The sequence below is a fragment of the Escherichia sp. E1V33 genome, assembly GCF_004211955.1.
GTDB lineage: Bacteria > Pseudomonadota > Gammaproteobacteria > Enterobacterales > Enterobacteriaceae > Escherichia.
In genome coordinates this window covers 1-1556 of sequence record NZ_RHJI01000057.1, presented here as the reverse complement: position 1 = coordinate 1556, position 1556 = coordinate 1, and the positions used below count along the sequence as shown (strand labels likewise).

The following is a 1556-nucleotide window of genomic DNA, read 5'->3' as shown; positions in this document are numbered from 1 at the left end:
AGTTGAAGAACTGTCCAGCAAGTTCACTGTAGAGCCGTCTGTGCAGCAGACGCTGGAAGACCAGATCCAGCAATCCGCCGCATTCCTGACGCTGATTAACGTCACGCCAGTGACTGAGCAGTCTGGTCAGTTGCTGGGGCTGGGTGTTGGCAGCACCATTGCCGGAACCACTGATACCACCGCAAAAGAGCGTGAGCCTGTCGATCCGACGCTGATGGTCGATGTGGAATATAAATGCGAGCAGACCAACTTTGACACGGTACTGACCTACGCGAAGCTGGACCTGTGGGCGAAGTTTCAGGATTTCCAGGTGCGTATCCGTGACGCCATCGTGAAACGTCAGGCACTGGACCGCATCATGATCGGCTTTAACGGCGTGAAGCGTGCGAAAACCTCCAACCGTAGTGAAAACCCGCTGCTGCAGGATGTGAACAAAGGCTGGCTGCAGAAAATCCGTGAGGATGCACCGGATCACGTCATGGGCAGCACCACCACAGGCGGTGAAACCACACCGGGTGCGGTGAAAGTCGGGAAAGGTGGCGAATATGCCAACCTGGACGCCGTGGTGATGGATGCCGTCAATGAGCTTATCGACGTGGTTTACCAGGACGATGACGATCTGGTGGTTATTTGCGGTCGTGAACTGCTGTCTGACAAGTATTTCCCACTGGTCAACAAAGAGCAGGAAAACAGTGAAAAACTGGCTGCCGATATGATCATCAGTCAGAAACGCATGGGGGGCCTGCAGGCCGTGCGTGCGCCGTTCTTCCCGCCGAATGCGCTGCTGATCACCCGTCTGGATAACCTGTCCATCTACTGGCAGGAAGACACCCGCCGCCGTTCGGTTATCGACAACCCGAAACGTGACCGGATTGAAAATTTTGAATCCGTTAACGAAGCCTACGTGGTTGAGGACTACCGCTGCGCAGCACTGGTGGAAAACATCCAGATTGGCGACTTCAGCGCCGCCGCAGAAGCCGGAGCATAAACCATGAGCCTGAGTCCCGCACGGCAGCATCGCCTGCGCGTTCAGGCTGAACAGGCCGCCCGCGAGGGCGGCAGTGTTCGCCACGCGTCGGGCTATGACCTGATGCTGCTGCAACTGGCGGAAGACCGCCGCCGTCTCAAGGGCGTTCAGTCCACGGTCAAAAAAGCGGAAATCAAGGTGGAGCTGCTGCCGAAGTACGCCGCCTGGGCGGAGGGTGTCCTGGCTGCCGGAGGCGCACAGCAGGATGACGTGCTGATGTACGTGATGCTGTGGCGCATTGATGCCGGAGATTATGCCGGGGCGCTGGAGATCGGACGTCACGCCCTGCGTCATGGCTGGGTGATGCCGCTGGGTAACCGCAACGTGCAGACCGTGCTGGCAGAGGAAATGGCAGACGCAGCGCAGATCGCAATGCTTGCCGCCACCGGCTTTGATGCTGATCTGTTGCTGCAGACGCTGGAGCTGACAGACGGTCTGGATATGCCGGACCAGTCACGGGCGCGTCTGCATAAAGCGATTGGCGCTGTCCTGAGTGAAAACAATCCGACTTCCGCCCTTAATCATCTCA

Annotated in this window: 2 protein-coding genes; both read left to right on the top strand. The window is 57.9% G+C overall.

Features of this window, described 5'->3' with window-relative positions:
- The coding region (locus tag D9742_RS22975; protein WP_130238338.1) for a phage major capsid protein, P2 family at positions 1–988 on the top strand (988 nt) is incomplete at its 5' end.
- A 3-nt stretch (positions 989–991) separates the two neighbouring features.
- A partial coding sequence (gene gpM / locus D9742_RS22970) for a phage terminase small subunit (RefSeq protein ID WP_130238337.1) occupies positions 992–1556 on the top strand: 565 nt, incomplete at its 3' end.